14 protein-coding genes and 1 tRNA gene are annotated in these 17,615 nt (G+C 57.9%); 5 read left to right on the forward strand and 10 right to left on the reverse strand.

Annotation, left to right across the window (positions count from 1 at the left end):
* Positions 1-45 precede the first annotated feature (45 nt).
* Complete coding sequence (gene rsfS / locus DL88_RS01695) at positions 46-468, reverse strand: ribosome silencing factor (protein ID WP_051955461.1); 423 nt, start codon at positions 466-468, stop codon at positions 46-48.
* Between the two features lie 642 nt (positions 469-1,110).
* Between rsfS and DL88_RS01700 the strand changes: the two genes are divergently transcribed.
* Positions 1,111-2,751 (forward strand): OpgD/OpgG family glucan biosynthesis protein, encoded by a 1,641-nt coding sequence (locus DL88_RS01700; RefSeq protein ID WP_051955462.1) that lies wholly within the window; start codon positions 1,111-1,113, stop codon positions 2,749-2,751.
* A gap of 171 nt (positions 2,752-2,922) precedes the next feature.
* Here the strand turns inward: DL88_RS01700 and DL88_RS01705 are convergent, their stop codons facing one another.
* Both DL88_RS01705 and rpsA read right to left on the reverse strand, forming a co-directional pair.
* Positions 2,923-4,248, reverse strand: a complete 1,326-nt coding sequence (locus tag DL88_RS01705) for an Hsp70 family protein (protein ID WP_034990920.1) — start codon at positions 4,246-4,248, stop codon at positions 2,923-2,925.
* A gap of 88 nt (positions 4,249-4,336) precedes the next feature.
* Complete coding sequence (gene rpsA / locus DL88_RS01710) at positions 4,337-6,073, reverse strand: 30S ribosomal protein S1 (RefSeq protein WP_034990923.1); 1,737 nt, start codon at positions 6,071-6,073, stop codon at positions 4,337-4,339.
* 391 nt (positions 6,074-6,464) lie between these two features.
* On the opposite strand from rpsA, the gene DL88_RS01715 reads away from it, so the two are divergent.
* Positions 6,465-7,031: a peroxiredoxin gene (locus DL88_RS01715; protein WP_034991304.1), complete on the forward strand. Its 567-nt coding sequence runs from the start codon at positions 6,465-6,467 to the stop codon at positions 7,029-7,031.
* Positions 7,032-7,128: 97 nt separating this feature from the next.
* On the opposite strand, the gene DL88_RS01720 is transcribed toward DL88_RS01715, so the two are convergent.
* The 3 genes from DL88_RS01720 to cmk form a co-directional block, all read right to left on the reverse strand.
* Positions 7,129-7,944 carry a bestrophin-like domain gene (locus DL88_RS01720; RefSeq protein ID WP_034990925.1) on the reverse strand — a complete coding sequence of 272 codons (816 nt, stop codon included), beginning with the start codon at positions 7,942-7,944 and terminating at the stop codon, positions 7,129-7,131.
* Between the two features lie 315 nt (positions 7,945-8,259).
* Entirely contained in the window at positions 8,260-9,699 is a 1,440-nt protein-coding gene (locus DL88_RS01725; protein WP_034990927.1) for an energy transducer TonB, read from the reverse strand.
* Positions 9,700-9,885: 186 nt separating this feature from the next.
* Positions 9,886-10,521 (reverse strand): (d)CMP kinase, encoded by a 636-nt coding sequence (gene cmk / locus DL88_RS01730; protein ID WP_034990930.1) that lies wholly within the window; start codon positions 10,519-10,521, stop codon positions 9,886-9,888.
* A 401-nt stretch (positions 10,522-10,922) separates the two neighbouring features.
* Between cmk and DL88_RS01735 the strand changes: the two genes are divergently transcribed.
* Positions 10,923-11,288, forward strand: coding sequence for a TIGR02300 family protein (locus tag DL88_RS01735; RefSeq protein WP_034990932.1), 366 nt, complete (start codon positions 10,923-10,925; stop codon positions 11,286-11,288).
* Between the two features lie 198 nt (positions 11,289-11,486).
* Positions 11,487-11,562 (forward strand) — tRNA-Ala (locus DL88_RS01740).
* A gap of 570 nt (positions 11,563-12,132) precedes the next feature.
* Here DL88_RS01740 and DL88_RS01750 read toward each other — a convergent pair.
* From DL88_RS01750 to DL88_RS01760, 3 genes are read right to left on the reverse strand one after another with little or no spacing between them, the layout of a single operon-like run.
* Entirely contained in the window at positions 12,133-12,954 is an 822-nt protein-coding gene (locus DL88_RS01750; RefSeq protein ID WP_051955463.1) for an ABC transporter ATP-binding protein, read from the reverse strand.
* Positions 12,948-13,994 (reverse strand): ABC transporter permease, encoded by a 1,047-nt coding sequence (locus DL88_RS01755; protein ID WP_034990936.1) that lies wholly within the window; start codon positions 13,992-13,994, stop codon positions 12,948-12,950. The genes DL88_RS01750 and DL88_RS01755 overlap by 7 nt, the downstream gene beginning before the upstream one ends.
* 9 nt (positions 13,995-14,003) lie before the next feature.
* Entirely contained in the window at positions 14,004-15,047 is a 1,044-nt protein-coding gene (locus DL88_RS01760) for an ABC transporter substrate-binding protein (RefSeq protein ID WP_245270574.1), read from the reverse strand.
* A gap of 236 nt (positions 15,048-15,283) precedes the next feature.
* Here DL88_RS01760 and DL88_RS01765 point away from each other — a divergent pair, with 236 nt between their 5' ends.
* A complete protein-coding gene (locus DL88_RS01765; protein ID WP_034990941.1) occupies positions 15,284-15,733 on the forward strand; it encodes a rhodanese-like domain-containing protein in 450 nt (149 codons plus the stop codon).
* Between the two features lie 361 nt (positions 15,734-16,094).
* Here DL88_RS01765 and DL88_RS01770 read toward each other — a convergent pair whose 3' ends face one another.
* Positions 16,095-17,342, reverse strand: a complete 1,248-nt coding sequence (locus DL88_RS01770; RefSeq protein ID WP_084704778.1) for an acyl-CoA dehydrogenase family protein — start codon at positions 17,340-17,342, stop codon at positions 16,095-16,097.
* Between the last annotated feature and the right edge of the window lie 273 nt (positions 17,343-17,615).

The following is a 17,615-nucleotide window of genomic DNA, read 5'->3' on the forward strand; positions in this document are numbered from 1 at the left end:
GACCACAGTCCAACGACACCGGCGAAACACGGCGCGCAATTTCTCTTAAAGGGGACGTTGCTCGCTCGGGCGGTCGAGACCCCACATTTTTTCCAGATTGTAGAACTGGCGCACTTCCGGCCGGAAAATGTGAACGATGACATCGCCGGCATCGACCAGCACCCAATCGCCGCTTTGCAGCCCCTCGACTTTCGGGGCGACGCGGCCGAGATCCTTCAAGACCTTCAGCAAATGATCGGCAATGGCGCCCACATGCGTATTGGAACGCCCTGTGGCGATGATCATGGCATCGGCGATGGAGGTTTTTCCATGCAGGTCGATAGAGACAATATCCTCGGCTTTCGAATCATCGAGGCTCGTCAACACAGCCTGCACGACGGGACCGATATCGGGTTCGGTCGAACCTTGTATCGGATGGGGGGGTACTTTGACCGCCCCGGCTAGAATCGCAGGGTTCAGCGTTTCCATCCTTGTGTAGCACCGGTCGATGGGACCGGGACCATTCATTAAGATGCCGTAAACCGCGTGGAATTTCAACTGTCGTGCGGCTGGACGGCTGATTAGGTGGCTGAAATTTTGATCCGCGGGGCACCAATCGCGCCACGATTGGTTTTGCGGCACGTCTTCGCACGCGCAACATCCCCGTTTTCCAAACCGAGCGGGGATGCTATCCTCGTGTTGTAAACCCTCGCCAATGGAAACCCTGCTCACGCACCGCAGTGAGGAGCAGTCACCTTGAGCCGCAGCACGGAGGCAACGATAGGCGGCATGCAACACCGCCGGCTTCCGGTCGCATGCCAATGACGGGGACGGGAGAGGGTGCAGCCCGGACAATCGGCAATCATAGTCACGGGACGCAAGATGCGCGCAGAATTGCGTCAAACCGCATCGCCCTGCAATTGGAGACGTTGAAATATGTGCCTTTAAGGCCAAAAGCCGGAGACCGCCGGTATTGGCCTCATAGTACGTCGCGCGCAACAAAACGCATTTTCCAAAACATGCCGTCAGGAAGCGTTCAACGTGACTGTAATATTGGCCCCTTTCCCTCGCAGCGATGCGCAACGCACACAGCGACGGCGGCGGAATGGCTATTCAGGTGTTGATTTGACGATGAATTTGACCAGGCGAACATTGCTCGGCACAGGCATGGCAAGTGGGCTGTCCTGGACAATCGGCGCGCTTTCGGAGGCCGCGGCTGATTCCGTTCCTGGGGCCATCACCCTTGGCGCTCCCAAAGCCTTTTCCTACGCCGCACTGCGTGAAAGGGCCCGTAGAGCTGCGCGCCTCCCCTATAAAGAACTGGCAGAGACCAATAGCGCCATTCTCGACGCCCTCGATTATGACGCCGTCGGGGCCATTCAGCATCCGGTCGAAAACGCTTTGTTCGCCTCCGGTCCCGGCGCTTATCGCGCAACATTCTTTCATCTCGGCAGATTACAGCGCAAGCCGGTGCGCATAAATGTCGTGACGGGATCGCAAACGCGCCCGGTCCTTTACAATCCGCATCTGTTTACCATGCCCGCGCAATCGCCGGCGCGTAACCTGCCAGCGGATACAGGTTTTGCCGGATTCCGTCTGCACAAGCCCGCGGACTATCCCGATGGCGACAGTCTCGGCGATTTTTTCGCCTTTCTCGGCGCCTCTTATTTCCGCGCATCCGGACCTTTGAGCCAGTATGGCCTCTCCGCGCGCGGACTCGCCATCGATGTCGCGCCAGCACCCGGCAGTCAGGAGGAATTTCCCTCTTTCACTCAATTCTGGATCGAACCGCGCAAAAGCCTTCCGCCGCTGATCTATGCATGGCTTGAAGGGCCGAGCGTTGTCGGCGTCTACCGCTTCGACACCAGCCTCGCGCCAAAGCGCACGCTCATCGACGTCACGCTCACGCTGCATCTGCGCAAATCAATTGCCCGGCTCGGTCTTGCCCCGCTCACGTCCATGTACTGGTTTTCAGAACGTCGCAAGGAAAGCTCAGCCGACTGGCGGCCGGAAGTGCATGATTCCGATGGTCTTGCCCTTTGGACGCAGGACGGACACCATATCTGGCGTCCGCTCGACAATCCCGCCACCGTGCGCGTCAGCAGCTTTCCTGGCAGCGGCTTGCGCGGCTTTGGGCTCATCCAGCGCGATCGCGACGTCCAGCATTATCTCGATGCTGTCCATTTCGAGCGCAGGCCGAACTTATGGATAGAGCCCAAAGGCCCGTGGCCGGAAGGCACGGTCGAACTCGTCGAGATCCCCACGCAAAGCGAATATAACGACAATATCGTCGCCTTCTTTCGCCCCTCGGCACCCGCACGGGCCGGTCAAACCCATCATTTGCGCTATCGCGCCCACTGGATCGCCACGGAACCCCATCCCAGCGATTTATGCCGCTGCACGGCGACCAGGCTCGCCCGGCCGATGCATTATCGCGACGACGAACCAGAGTTCCACCAATGGATCGTCGTGGATTTTGAAGGCGAGGCATTGGCATCGCTCACCGACATCACCCCCCATGTGACCGCCTCATCCGGGACGCTCGAAAGCATCGATTTCGAATCTGTCCCGGGGCGGAGCCAGGCAGCACGCGTTCGCTTCGCGATCAGGCTCGCGGAACGCAAAACAAGTGACCTCTCAATCACGCTGACGCGGAACGGTAAGCCGGTTTCAGAAACCTGGCTGTTCACGCTCGATCCGGCCGAGGATTCGGAGAAACCGGCAACAGTCCAAGCCTCCCATGTGAACCCCGCAAGCAAAACCATCGAATAAAATTCGATCTTAAATTGCCGGAAGAAAAAGCCGCCGGCGCGGGCGGTTCTGACGAAATCTCATCCTTGCCATGGGTCAGGCCGGGACCGCTGATTCCGCCAGCGCCATCCCTCATATGCTTGATTCTGCGATGGGATCCCGTCGCCAGATTCTGATCCTTGATGCTGGCCTCTATTCCAGGTCGGCACGAATGCGGTCAGCGGCCAGCAAAGCCAGACCCGAGGCGACCGACTGGAACGCATCGCCAATATACACGCGTTTTTCGCCGAAACGCTCGACGAAGAGCCCACGTACCGCCGGCACATAGGACGTCCCCCCGGTCAGAAACACGGCATCGATCGCATCGGCCTTCACCTGCGCCTGCGTCAGCGCCGTTTCCATCGCCTCGGCGAGCGCCGCTATATCCGGTGCGATCCATGTCTCGAAATCCTTGCGCGCCACCTCGGCTTCGATCGCAATGCCTTCCCGCTTGAAGCTGAAAATGGCCTTGTCCATCGAAGACAGTTCCGCCTTGAGCGAAGCAACTGCCCGGTGCAGTTCGAAACCGAGATCGCATTCGATCAGAGTGATGAGATCGTCAAGCGCCGCGGGTGCCTCGGCGGCTGTCTGCAGCTTGCGCAATTCTGCCAGGGTCTGCGGCGATTTCAGCCAGGACAATTGATGCCATTGCGCGAAGGCCGCGTGAAAATAGGCTGGAATCGGCAGGCGCTTGTCGAAGGAGCGGTAGAGACTGCCCTTGCCGAGACGGGGCGCGATGACGTGATCGAGAATCCGGTAATCGAATGTATCTCCCGCCACGCCGACACCGGAATGGGCGAGTGGCTCCGCCTTGAGGCGGCCATTCTCCGGCGCGAAACGCAAGACTGAAAAATCGCTCGTGCCACCGCCGAAATCGGCGACGAGAATCGTCTCCGCATGATCGAGGCCACGGCCATACCAATAGGCCGCGCCGAGCGGTTCATAGGCAAAATCGATCGTCTCGAAGCCCGCGCCGCCGAAAGCCCGCTGCAAACGTTCCATCGCGAGCGTCTCATCGGGTCTTTCACCAGCGAAGACGACCGGCCTGCCGCCGACCGCCGGCAGGAGTCTGACCTGTTTCTGCTCCTCGTCAGCGAGGCCCCCATCCTGAAACAGATCGTTCAGAAACGCCGAAACCAGCTGTTCGACGGTAAAACGCTGGCCATAAAGCCTTGTCTCGGTAAACAGACGGCTTGCCAGATGTGTCTTGATCGACTGGATGAAACGTTGTTCCCCGGTCTCCGTCAAGGCGCGGGCGATCGCCTCCGGCCCCGCCGCATGGGCCACCTTTCCATTCTCCCGCCAGAACATCATGGCGCTACGGAAAGTCGCGGTTCTTTCATTGGGAACGGCGCTCCAGGCCGCCTCCCAGCTCATGCTCTCGACCCGCCCATCGGCCATGGCGAAGGCGACGACGCTGTTCGTCGTGCCGAAATCGATGCCCACGGCGATGGGATGAGCGCCGTTTCGAGCCAGCATCGGGAACCTCATTCTTTTCACAAATCAAAAGAAAACCCGCGCGGAATTTTTCCGCGCGGGTCTGCGATTTGGACGGATCGAAGGCGAATTAGTCTTTCTTGCCTTCCCGCGCCTTGAGGGCCGCGCCGAGAATATCACCGAGCGAGGCGCCAGAATCGGCCGAGCCATATTGCGCGATCGCTTCCTTCTCCTCGGCGACTTCGAGCGCCTTGATCGAGACAGCGATCTTGCGGGCCTTGCGGTCGAACTGGGTGATGCGGGCATCGACCTTCTCACCAACGGCGAAACGCTCCGGCCGCTGGTCAGCACGATCACGCGCGAGTTCGGCGCGCTTGATGAAGGTGTTGAGATCGGTCCCGACGATCTGCACCTCGAGACCGCCTTCCTTCACTTCCAGCACTTCACAGGTGATGACGGCGCCCTTCTTGAGATCGCCGGATTCTTCACCGCCCGCAGCATCAGCCGGTTTCTGCGCAAAGGGATCATTGCCAAGCTGCTTGATGCCGAGCGAAATCCGCTCCTTCTCCATATCGACGTCGAGAACCTTGGCGCGAACGATATCGCCCTTCTTGTAATCCTCGATCGCCTGCTCGCCGGGCCGATTCCAGTCGAGATCGGAGAGATGCACCATGCCGTCGACATCGCCATCGAGACCGATGAACAGACCGAATTCGGTCTTGTTCTTGACCTCGCCCTCGACTTCCGAACCGACCGGATATTTCTCGGCGAAGGTTTCCCACGGATTGGCAAGCGTCTGCTTGAGGCCGAGGGAGATGCGGCGCTTGACCGGATCGACTTCCAGAACCTGAACGTCGACTTCCTGGCTCGTCGCGACGATCTTGCCGGGATGCACGTTCTTCTTTGTCCAGGACATTTCGGAAACGTGGATCAGACCTTCGATACCCGGCTCCAGCTCGACGAAGGCGCCGTAGTCGGTGATGTTCGTCACACGGCCATGGAAGCGGGCATTGATCGGATATTTCGCCTCGATGCCCTGCCACGGATCGTCCAGCAATTGCTTCATGCCGAGCGAGATGCGATGCGTGTCGTGGTTGATCTTGATGATCTTCACGCGCACCGTCTGGCCGATGGAAAGCACTTCGGTCGGGTGATTGACACGGCGCCAGGCAATATCGGTGACGTGCAGAAGACCATCGATGCCACCGAGATCGACGAAGGCGCCGTAATCGGTGATGTTCTTCACCATACCCTCGATCACCTGCCCCTCTTCGAGGTTGGCAACGATCTCGTGGCGCTGTTCGGCGCGCGATTCCTCGAGAACGGTACGGCGCGAGACGACGATATTGCCACGGCGGCGATCCATTTTCAGAATCTGGAACGGCTGCGGCACCTGCATCAGCGGCGCGACGTCGCGGATCGGGCGGATATCGACCTGGCTGCGCGGCAGGAAGGCGACGGCGCCATCGAGATCGACGGTAAAGCCGCCCTTGACCTGGTTGAAGATGATGCCTTCAACCTTTTCCTGGTTCTCGAAGGCCTTTTCGAGCTTGACCCAGCTTTCCTCGCGCCGGGCCTTGTCGCGCGAGATGACCGCTTCGCCGAGTGCATTCTCGATCCGTTCGAGATAGACTTCGACCTCGTCGCCGACTTGCAGCGAGCCTTCACGGCCGGGGCCCTGGAATTCCTTGAGCGGGACACGTCCCTCGGTCTTCAGACCGATATCAATAACAGCGACGTCTTTCTCGATGGCGACGACAGTGCCCTTGATGACCGTACCTTCAAGGGCGTCGTTCTGGCCGTAGCTCTCGTCGAGAAGCGCAGCGAAATCCTCGCGCGAAGGCGCGTAGGTGGAAGTAGATGCCATTTGGTCTCCTGGGTGCCCGAAAGTTCGGGCGGCGCCGGCGGGGGTCAGAGTTGCATGGCTTGTCGGCCGCCGGGGCCTGTGGAATCGTACAGGACCGCCGCATTCGCGGGCCGGCGCATGGACGGCGGGTGACAAGCAGGTGAAGTTGCTAATTTAGCAAGGCGCACAGGCGCCGACAAGAGGCTCGCGGCGGCAAAACAGGCAATCCTATCGCAATCCGGACGGCGCCTTGTCCGAAAAGCGACAGCCGTCGCAACATCGGCCCAATAGATCGCCCCCATTCGTCCAGATTTTTTAGAAGGCATCCGTCAATATGCCGTTCCGAAACGACCTTGGCCATCATGACAATCAATCGGCCGAATATTGCGATCTCAAACGCGCGAGCAATCGGATGAACAAGGACCAGGGGGTCGATTGGACCCGGATTCCAGCGCCAATCGATGACGGCAAAGCCGATCACCTGCTCCATGCGATTGTGCCGCCTGTACCCTTGGCGGCAACAGATGGAAGCCTCGTCACCTTGGCAAAACTCACCGGGATCGCCGTGGTCTACGTCTATCCCATGACCGGACGGCCGGACACGCCTTTACCGGAAGAGTGGGATATGATCCCCGGCGCCAGAGGATGCACCCCTCAAGCCTGCGCCTTTCGAGATCACTTCGCCGAATTACAGGCCTTGCATGTCGATCATCTCTTTGGCCTTTCGACGCAGGAGAGTGTGTACCAGCAAGAGGCGGCTGAACGGCTGCATCTCCCCTACCCTCTGCTTTCCGATCATGAACGGACCTTTGCCGAAGCGCTCGAACTGCCGGCTTTCGACATCAATGGCACAACATTCCTCAAGCGTCTTACACTCATCATCGACGCCGGAAAGATCGTAAACGTCTTTTATCCCGTCTTCCCTCCCGACAAAAACGCTTCCGCTGTCATCGCGTGGCTAAAGACATACCAAAGATAAAGACCGACCGGCGACAAGGACGGTTTTCCGGCAAGAAACGGGCGGATACCGCACCTCCCTTGATTGTCGCCATGGCAAGATAAGTTCGCCTTGCTCTTTACGGCTGTGTCACGAGAGGAGGAATGGTGAGGCCACCCTTGAAGCTCTGAATCGTCCAGTCGTAGACAGTCGTCTCCGTCCGGATACTGCCGAGTCGCGCCGATGCGAGATCGAGAATGTCCACGATGACAGAAGTCCACATGAGCGTCAGCAATGCGATAAGGACGCGCGACGGCTTTTCCTTCAAGCCGAACTGATAACCGAGCGAGCCCATACACAGCATCGTCATGCCGACGAGCAGCCAGAAGAGTTGCGGCGGCAGGCGTGTCTCATAAGCGAAACGCTCGGTCGCACTCGCGTCGAACGTGTCGTTCAAGGCCGTCATCAGTGCATTGGTAACGGGGTTGGGCTGCTCGCGGACGATGGCTGCGAGATGCCCCCATAGGGCCGATTGCAGCGCATTGGTGCGCTGGTTGGATGCCTCAACAACTGCCTGTTCGGTCCGCCCGGCAGCAATGAAATCCGCCCGCACCTTGGCATATTGTTCGAGGAGACTGGCGATCTCTTCGGCGCGTGGCGTCCCGACGGCTTTGGCCCGCAGCCATGCCGTTCCGATGGCATTGGTTTCGGCAAGGCTTCCCATTCTGCGCTCGCTGAAACGCGTATTGGCGAAGGAAAGCGTCAAGGCAAGAACGAAGGCCAAGAGCCCAAGCATACCGCCAACGATCACACCAACGGTCTCCGGATTCTCCTTCCGGGCGTGATCCCGCCTGCCAAGCTGATAACCGATTTCGTGCGAGACAATCTGTATGAAAAATAAAATCGACGCGAAAGCGAGAACACTACGCTCGGCGACCGTTATCAAAACCGCCATCACTTCCACTACTCCCCCCGAATTCCCCATCACTGAAGAATACAGGCCACTCGCTGTATCGGGATCGTCAAAGCATTAAAATATTTCAGGAGCGAGAATATTTTCCATGGGAATAGATTCCCGCGGGATGCCGCATCGTGGCCGATTCACCATCGGCCTGCGAGGCGATTTCAACCACGCATGTACGTACGGCTGGAGCATTTTCCGAGAGCAATTGAATTGCTTTGAAAATGCTCTGTTTCTGAGTGGAGCGTTTCGGATAAATCCGAAACGCTCCAGCAATCGCCCGATTGGCGGCGTGAGGATTCGGACACCCTATTCGTCCGGGTCGTCGCTACTGACGCCGAAGCCGATCTCGGCGGCGAAGGTCCGCTGAGCGCCTGGAGGCGGGACTGGGAACGGGCTCGCGCGATCCACGAGCGCGAGGCTTTCGACATCAAGGTCGGCCTCACCGCTCGACTTCAGCAATTCGAGATCGACGACGCGCCCTTCCTCATCAAGGCTGAAACCGACCACCGCCCGCCCCCGCGCGCCACGCTGCAAGGCGGTTTCCGGGTAATGTTTGGATCGTTCAAGAAGGCCGAAGACGATGAGCTTATAGCTCATCAATTCATCTCCATCTTCCGATGGCAGCGGCACCGCGACGGCGCGGAAACGATCTGGATCAAAGCCCAGGCCTGGCCGACCCAGAGCCTGATCGAGGGTACTCTGGGAGGGCGGCAGGGGCTTTTGTTGTGCCGTAGGCGCCATCGCGTAACGCGCCGTAGCATTCTGTCTTGCGCTTGCCGCGGCAGTCTTGCCACTTTCGTTCCTGGCGGCCTTTGCTCTGGCCCCTTGGCTCTTTGCCGAATCATCCTTGGCCGACTCATCCCTGGCCGCTTCCTTCCTGGCGGCCGATTCGGCGGCTTTTGCGGATTTCGCCTGATGCTTGGCGGGAGCCTGTTTCGATTTGGCCGGTTCGGATTTTGCCGTCTCTGCCTTTTTGGGTTCGGGCTTCTGTTGCTCCGACTTCTCCGGCTCTTTTTTGGCCTGCTGCTCGGGCTTTGCCTCCTGTTTGGGCGGCTCCTGCTTGGCGCTGTCCTGCTTCGAAGGCTCGTGTTTCTCGGTTTCCTGTTTGGAAGAATCAGATTTCGGCGGCTCGGTCTTTTGTGACTCGGTTTTGGCGAGATCATTCTTGGTCGCCTGAGCCTTCTCTTCCTCGCTTTTTCTGGCGGCTTCCTGCTTCTCCGCTTCCTTCTTCTCCTCGAGCTTTTTTTCCGCCGCTTCAGCGGCCTTTTGCTGCTCGGCCTTGTCTTTTTCCGCCTTTTCCTTTTCCGCCTGTTGCGCTTTTGCTTTTTCTTCTTTTTCCTTTGCTTCCTTCGCGGCTTTTTCCGCCATGAGCTTCGCCGAGTCCGGCTTATCGTCTTTGCCCTGTCCCGATTTCGGCTTCGAAGGCGGAGAGACTTGCTCTTCGGTCACGACTTCAACGGGGACTTCCTTTTGAGCCTGTTCCGGATCAGCCGGCACACTCGTCCAGAAAAGGAGAAGCGGCAAAATCAGGCTGGCATGGATGAGCGCCGACAAGGTCAGCACAAAAGCCCAGCGCCTGCGTCCTTCCATATTGGAGAGTAAGCTCGTCCTCGACAGCGCGAGGCTTTTGTCGGCATCGGCGGCCAGATCCTCGAACGATGAATCGTCCGTTTCTTCTCCCGGACCCGTGCTGGCACGCTCAGAATCGGGCAGCGTAACGATTTTCAAACCGTTGCCTTTGCTCAAGATCGCCTTGCCTGTAAAATGGGAGAATTGCTTTGCTTATAAAATGATCAAGGCTGCGGAAAAAGTTTTTCGGGAACGACGGTCAAGAATAAACGGCCACACTCCCGGCCCATCTGTTTTTGCCTTTTTTTCAATGAACCTTCAAGCTTGGCTATAACGCCACGATGCTGGAAACCATCAGCGGTTTCAGGAGGCGAGCGGTCGCGCCTGCACGTCGACGATCGAGAGCGCCGCCGCGAAAGCACCATCCCTGTCCAGTTCCGTCGTATCGAGCACGACGGCATCGGGCGCCGCGTGGAACGGCGCAACGGCGCGATTCGCATCGCGCTCATCGCGTGCCTGAATTTCATCGCGGATCGTGGCCAGATGGGCTTCCGCCGTCTGGCCGTACAATTCGTTCGCGCGGCGCAGCGCGCGGGCGGAAAGGCTCGCCGTGACGAAAATCTTGATATCGGCTTCAGGACAAATTTCGGTTCCGATGTCTCGGCCATCGAGCACGGCGCCACCCGGCGTGGAGGCAAAATCGCGCTGCAAATCGCGCAAGGCGGCCCGCACCTGCGGTATGGCAGCGACGATGGAGGCCGCCTGGCCCACTTCCCCTCCCCGCAAAAGCTCGGGATCGAGCGTGGAGAGATTAAGTCCTCGGGCCGCCGCGACCGCCGCAGCGTGATCAGCCAAATCCTCACCCTTCTTCAGCATGGCATAGGCGGTCGCGCGATAAAGCAGCCCGGTATCGAGATGCGGCAGATTGAAATGCCGCGCCAGGCGCCGCGCCAGGGTCCCCTTGCCGGAAGCCGCGGGGCCATCAATGGCAATGATCATCCAAATCCGCTCCTGACCTCAATCCAGCGGCGTGAAGGGCGGGTGTCCCGGAAGCCGTGTCGAAAAAGCCCCTCTCGCAGCAGCTGGCAATGCCGAACCGCCCCATCAGGAGACGCTTGTTAGAAAAGAAGCCTTTCAGTGCCCGCGAACCCCCTCGCAAGTCAAGGCGAACCAACGTAAAGCTCGTGGCGATGCAAAGGCTCACGGCTCGCAGGATTTGATGAATTTTCGGCCTTTCAGCGAAGAAAGCGCGAAATCATATCTTGCGCCCATTTCCTATTTGACAGAAAGGTTTCGCACAAATAACGGGAGCCCCCGGGTTTGGCGCCCTTTCCCTTTCGGGTTGCTATCCCTACTTGGCCCATGTTTGGCGAAACCATTGTCTCATTAGAGGATTGCCTGTGGCGAAACCAGAACTTGGCGGTAAGCACCAGTGCCAGAATTGCGGCACGCGGTTTTTCGATTTGAACCGCACGCCTATCGTCTGTCCTAAATGCGGAACCTTGTTCCAGTCTCCCGCCATGGCCCGGACGGCGCAACGAGCGACGGCGGCGGCCGATGACGACGAGATGGAAATGCCGGCTGGCGCCGAGCTTATTTCGCTGGAGGATGCGGAAGCCGGCGAAGACAAGGTCACCATTGATGCGGATGCCGACGACGTGGAAATCGAAGTCGCCGACGACACCTTCCTCGAGGAAGAGGAAGAAGACAACGACGATGTCGCCGATCTGATCGACGGCGATTTAGAAGATGATGAAGAACGCTAATGTTTAGCTTGTCGAACGCTTCGGTTGCGGCTATACACCGGCCGTAACGAAGCGGCGGCGCTGCTTCGCAGCCTTCCGGCCCAAACGGAAGGGCGGGATTTGAGAGGTATCCCCTCTCCAAATTCCCAAAGAACCCAGCATGGAAATGTTTACTCGCTAAACAATACGTTTCTATGATACAGGGTCTCAAAATGGTTCGGGGTCATAGCTCAGTTGGGAGAGCGCTTCAATGGCATTGAAGAGGTCGGCGGTTCGATTCCGCCTGGCTCCACCAATTTCTTCTTCGTTTTAATCAGCTTTATCCTTGCAGAAGCCCGTTGAAAGATCGGGCTTCGTGTCCCTCGATATCTTTCTTCTGGAATCGCGCTGCCCTGACAGACGGAGAGCAGGTTGCAGTGCTTCGGCGCTTGCGGTTCGTTAGCACTTACATCGGGACCATGACTGCCGAATTGAAGGCGCGTGCCACCCACATCTCGTCTCACGCTTCCCGGGAAACGATCATGACAGCCGAGATTCGGAATGGCTCAAGGCTCCGGATTTTTTATCCGGCCGCGATTGCAGCGAATCATCCATCTGCACGCTCCAGACCGGCGAAGAATCAAACGCATGGCTGAGGCTGCCGGGCCGTATCCGTTGCTATTGAAGATGGCCACGATGAAGGGACCATCATGGTCAACAATCCCGAGGCAACCAAGCCCGAGTTAAGCAAATCACAGACGGCAGCATAATGAATCAATATCGCTCAGCCTCGACACATTCGTTGGGCAACAAGCGATTGCTGCCTCACCGGCATCATAATCTGGCGTCGCGAGCGAAGCGTGTTGACGCAATCCGACTCCATGTTTCACCAATCCGAGGCATGGCCAAGGAGTGTCAGAATCTCATGGCGTTGGCGGACGAGATCCTCATCATCGCGATGACGCGGGTAGGCTTTATCGATCCTGATATCCGCCTTGATGCGGGCTGGACGCTCACTGAAGACGAGTACACGCGTCGCCATCAGAAGAGCTTCCTCGATATCATGGGTGACGAGCAAAGCCACAAATCCGGCACTTTGCCAGATCCGCACGATTTCGCCTTGCATGGACAAACGCGTCAGGGCGTCGAGCTTGCCGAGCGGTTCATCGAGCAACAGGAATTTCGGATCATTGACCAGGGCACGTGCCAGAGAGACACGCTGCGCCATGCCGCCGGAGAGTTGATGCGGATAGGCATTGGCGAAATTTTGCAGACCCACCAGTCGCAGGACATCATCGACACGTGCCCGGCTCGCACGCAAGAGCCCGCGCGCTTCGAGACCTATTGCGATATTGTCCCAAACCTTGCGCCAGGGGAATAACGTCGGATCCTGGAACACGAGGATCCGGGACGGATCGGGACCCAAAATTGGACCTTCTTCCGTGGCGACGACGCCGGAAACCGGCGTCTCAAGACCAGCGACAAGACGTAGGAGGGTGGACTTGCCACAGCCACTCGGTCCCAGCAAGGCAATGAATTCGCCCACCCCTACGCTGAAATCAACACGATCGAGGACCTGCAGATGCGTGTCTCGCAGGAAGAAGCCGTGGCTGACATCACGCACGGCAAGCGCCGGGAGAAGGGATGCCTGGAGGGAGGACGCCGAGACCTCGCCAGAAGTCCTTTCACGCAGCGCGGACTCTACCATTGGAGCGCATTCTTCTGATACGAGAGCAACCAGTCGCGCACCTTGAAGAGAAGGGTCACGAGACTGGAACACATCAGCGCCATAACCAGAAGACAGGCATACATATTGGCATAGGCCGCCCACCCTTGCGCCCAATTCATGTAGAAGCCGAGGCCCGCCTTCACGCCCATCATTTCAGCAGTCACCAATACGACGAATGATGCGCCAAGGCCCATGAACAGACCGATGAAGACATGTGGCAAGGCAGCAGGGATCGCGACCTTGCGGATCAGGAACCAGCGGCTCGCGCCCATCGTCCGCGCGACATCATAATAAGCCGGGTCGACCCCGCGCACACCGGACCAGGTCAGAATCGTTACGGGAAATCCCACTGCAAGGGCGATCAGGAAAATGCTCGCCGCGTGGCTCGAAGGGAAGGCGAAAAAGGCGAGCGGCAGCCAGGCGACCGGTGGCAAGGGACCGATGAGCCTAAGAATTGGATGCATCCAATAACCGATCGCTTTCCAGCAGCCGAGCGCGACTCCAAGGCCGAATCCCACCACGGCACCGAAGAAGACACCGAGACTCAATAATTCCAGTGAAGCCAGGACGCTTTCAAGCAATTTACCGCCATCGTCCAAAAAGACTTCCAGTAAAGCCTGCGGCGGGGGAAAGAACGGCATAGGCAGCAGGCCGGACTTGGCCGTGCTCCATTCCCAGGCGGCGAGAAACAGGCCGAGCACCAGGCTCCAGGGAAGAAACCGGAGCACCGGCGCCACGATTCTGGGCAGAAAGAGGTGCAGCAAACCAATGGTGAACAAGAGCCCCGAAACCACCTCGGCCAAAATCGCAAATTCAGTCGCCCGCCCCCAATCCCCAACATCCTCGGCAACTTGTGTGATGATGCCGGCCGATCCCCATGCCGCACTCGCGGCAAAGGCAAGAATGACAATCGCCTGGGAATGACCGGCTACAGATTTCTTACTCGCGGAAACGGTGCTTTCCTGTGGCCTGAAGGAGCCCGCAGGATCAGCATCACGAGTGGAAATCAACGCGGACATGATGACACCTCAGCTGCTCAAGACATCCACGACGATCCGGTCAGCATAGCGCGCGGGATCCGTGCTCCGTTTCAGGACATCGATCAATTTCAAGTCTTGCGCATAATGCGTGAGTTCGCGTTTGAGATCAGCGCCCACCGGATGCGCATGATGGGTGTGATAGCGGGCAAGCCCCGCGAGTTCGGCGACGCTGATGGAGGTGACATAAGGCGCGAGCGCCGCTGCCGATTCATCCGGATGGGCCGCCGTGAATTCGCCGGCATCGAGTAGCGAACGGACGAGGGCCGCCACGGCCTTCTTGTCTTCACGCAGCAGCTTGCCGCTCACACCAATGATACAGCAGGTTAGCTGCGCGTAATCATCCCGCATGTTGGACGAGACTTCCGCGAAGGTCCCATCCTTCAGCCAGGAATAGGTATAGGGATCGCCGTCGGCGCAGGCCTGGGCTTCACCCTTTTCGACGGCCGCGCGAAGGAGCGGCTGAGGGTAAATCTTGTAATCGACATCATGCTCCGGATCGACACCGGCCTTCTTCAGAAGGATCGCGAAGAAATTCCTGGCCGGAGAGTTTGTATCGCTGACAGCAATTGTCTTGCCTTTCAGGTCCTTCAGTGCGCTGATACCTGACGCTTTGGGCGCGAGCAGGCGCAGACAGCCACCATGCAGTCCAGCGACAATCTTGACATCGAAGCCCTGCTCTAGCGGTTTCAACCATCTCAGCGCCATGCCAACGGCGGCATCGGCCTTTCCAGTGGCAAGCGTTTCCAGCAATTGATCGGTCGAACCGGAATAATTGATGAGAGAAACATCAAGGCCATTCTTGGCGAAATAGCCTTTGTCCAGCGCGGCGGGAATTGTCGGCAGGCAAGCGGCTGTCGCGTTCCAGGCGAAATTGATTTTGCGCAAAGGCCCCACAGCCGGAGCACCGGCTGCGGCATCTCCGGAAGCCGCAGTGCGGCAAAGCGGCCATTCCCCAACCAGAGGCGCGAGCCGATTCGGGCCAGCCGCCACATCGGTTCGAAAGGAAAGCCCAAAGGGGATGACAAGGCCCAAGGCCCCAGCTCCCTTGAGGAACAACCGACGTTGATGCGGCGAGATGGAAAACGGCATGGATGGGACCCATGGGAGGAGGTTGTGACGTCATAATTCACTTAATCTATGTATTATATATTTTGATTGTCGGCAAGTCATAATCTTGTGCAGCGTTCAATGAAACGACAAAGCATAGAAATCACAGCCGTAAATGCTGCATTGTATCCGAATGCACTCTACCGGCACCAGCCATCACGGTGCAGCAGCTTGCCAACAAACTTGCGCGCAATGAGGTAACCCTCATTGAACTTGCTCCAAGCTCCATTTATCGGCAAGGGCACATTCCAGGAGCGTGGTTTGCCGTGCGAGCGCATACAGCAGAAGTCTTCGAAAAGGTACCAAACAACCAGACAATTGTTCTGACCTCACCGGATGGGTTTCTTGCAGCCTATGCGGTGGAGGATTTCGGACTCCTGTTTCAAGCCGAGATCTTCCATCTGGAAGGCGGAACAAATAGCTGGAACGAGGCCCGCCTTCCTTTCGAAGACGGTTTGCTGCGTGCCGCGACGAAGATCGACGATATTTATCGGCGCCCCTATGAGGGAACGGACAATCCGGTTGCCGCGATGGAAGCCTATCTCGAATGGGAATATGGACTGGTCGAACAGCTTGCCCGTGACGCTTCTCACGGATTCGTAGTCATCTGACACAAGCATCGGACTTTCTGTGACGCAGACAAATGAAACGGACACAATTCAACGTCGCGGGGGTAGCGGCTTCCAATCAGGATGACGTTTCATATAATGTAGCTCTGCTGTATGGGCCCCTTCCATGACAAGGGCGATCGACCCAGACAATAATCACGACAAACTGGCCTGGGCAGCCCTGCTCCGCCGGCTGGACAGGGAACTGCCAGGCTATGACAGCTGACTCTTTCCCTCTCTATTGATACCCACAGTCTCGAAAATCCTGTCATATGCAGAGCATTTTCCGACCATCGGAACATGCTCCTTCTTTTTGGTGAAGTGTTCCTGAAACATCCGATCCACCTTCGGTCCTCAGCACGTCTCAGGCCCGCTCGGATCCGGGCGTGGCAGCGAAAGCCTCCCGTCCGGCGCTGGAGAGAATAACGTCGTTCTGAGGTGTATGGATACGGCTGCACAAAATATCGCGATAGTGCCGTTCAAGAGGATTTGCACGGGAGAGACCCGGGTTTCCGGACAGTTCGACAGCCTGTTCAACAGCCGCAATTACATTGCCGGTGGCAAGATATTTGATGAAATTACAGTCCCGTCCCGACGGCCGGTGCCCCTCGTCCACGGAGCCCGCGAAATTTTCGAGCAGGATCGCATTATTGAACAACAAAGCGTCAATACGGCCGACGGCTTCCTGAAACCGCTCAAGACTTGCAAGCGGTGCATTGAGATTGGATGGAACCCGTTCCTTGGCAAATTGCACGAACCAATCCCGTGCGGCATGCGCCACACCATCATAAAGCGCACTCAGTAGCACCGCCATCCATATAAGCTGTAACGGATCCAGACCACGTTGAACCGAAGGTGGCTGCAGATTGATGGCATGATCGAAAGGCACCAGGACTTCATCGAAGACGACTTCATGACTTCCACTCGCCCGCATACCGAGATGATCCCAGTTCTCGATGACCTTGATACCAGGCGTCTGCCGATGCACCAGAAAGGCACCAACCCTCGGCTCGTCCTCATCGGTACGGCCCCACACAGCTAGCCAGGTGAGCGCCGGAATGCCCGTAGAATAGAGTTTACGGCCAGAGATACGCCAGCCTTTCGGGGTGCGCCGTCCTACCGTTTGCGGCAATCCACCGCGCGCTGGAGAGCCGAGTTCCGGTTCGACACGCAGTGAATTGATGAGAGCACCATTGTCCACAGCATCGCGCTGGACGATTTCACGCAGGGCTTTGGGCCAATGTCCATCCAAATCTATCGCAATGTGATGGACATATTGCATGACAAGGACGAGCCCGGTCGAAGGGTCACCCTTACCAATGGCACGGACAATCTGGGCGGCGGCCTGCAGAGTTGCCGCGCCCCCTCCGAAAGTCTCCGGAAGACCTCCACCACTTGCCGACGGCACCGCAAAAGCAAGCAGCCCCAGTTCGTGCAAGCGCGCGATATTCTCAAAGGCGAATGATCCTTCCCTGTCATGCTGAGCCGCCCGCGACGCAAATTCCTCGGTCAGCGATGAGAGCGCTATGGTTAGATCATTCTGCGGCGTCGGTGCAGAGAGATTGGATGTCACGGCACGGGGCAGCACATACACTGAGGAAGCAGGCGCCATATTCACATCTCCGTCTCTGGATTGATTGCCTAGCAGGCACGTCCAAACCATCGAGCAACTGGACATGCCGATTCAGTTCTGTCTCTGCCGTTCGACGGCCCGCCCGCTCATTATCGGAGGCTCTTTTACCGCCGACATCAATCATGAAGAGAATGGATGGACGGATCACGGACCAAGTAATTCCTCACGAGCCTCATGTCAGGTCATCGCCATGGCCGCGACATGTGAGCGAAAGATATGAGTATATAAAATGATGGATCAGCTTATAAAGTA

Source organism: Beijerinckia mobilis (assembly GCF_000745425.1).
Classification (GTDB): Bacteria; Pseudomonadota; Alphaproteobacteria; order Rhizobiales; family Beijerinckiaceae; genus Beijerinckia; species Beijerinckia mobilis.